General features: G+C 62.0%; 2 pseudogenes. Both read left to right on the top strand.

Features of this window, described 5'->3' with window-relative positions:
- Positions 1-256, top strand: a pseudogene (locus IQK56_RS30840) (LysR substrate-binding domain-containing protein); the annotation flags it as partial.
- Positions 211-542: pseudogene (locus IQK56_RS30845) on the top strand (cation:proton antiporter domain-containing protein); the annotation flags it as partial. The pseudogenes IQK56_RS30840 and IQK56_RS30845, both read left to right, overlap by 46 nt.

The following is a 542-nucleotide window of genomic DNA, read 5'->3' on the forward strand; positions in this document are numbered from 1 at the left end:
ACGCCTGGCGCCCGCCTTGAGCGAATTCTCCCAACGCTACCCGTTGATCAAACTGTACGTGGTGCTCAGCAATCAGCGCATGGACATGGTCGACAGCGGCTTTGACGTCGCGATCCGCCTGGGGGAACTGGAGGCGTCGAGCCTGATCGCCCGGCCGATGCAGGACTACACCATCACCCTCTGCGCCTCACCGCACTACCTGGCACGGCGCGCCTGTTCCGTGAGGTCGCCGCGTCCCATTCGGCAGAACTGTTTGTGCTGCTGGCGCTGGTGATCGTGTTGCTGACCGCCTGGCTCACCCACTTGCTTGGCCTGTCCCCGGCCCTCGGTGCGTTCCTGGCCGGCATGCTGCTGGGAGAGAGCCATTACCGCCACCAGATCGAAGCGGATATCCGCCCGTTTCGCGACATCCTGCTGGGGCTGTTTTTCGTCAGCATCGGCATGTTGATTGACCTGCAGTTGTTCATCAGCCACAGCCTGCTGATCCTTGGCCTGACCCTTACACTGATGCTGGTTAAAGGTTGCGTGGTGGCGGTGCTGGT

Origin of the sequence: Pseudomonas cyclaminis, assembly GCF_015163715.1 — a bacterium.
GTDB lineage: Bacteria > Pseudomonadota > Gammaproteobacteria > Pseudomonadales > Pseudomonadaceae > Aquipseudomonas > Aquipseudomonas cyclaminis.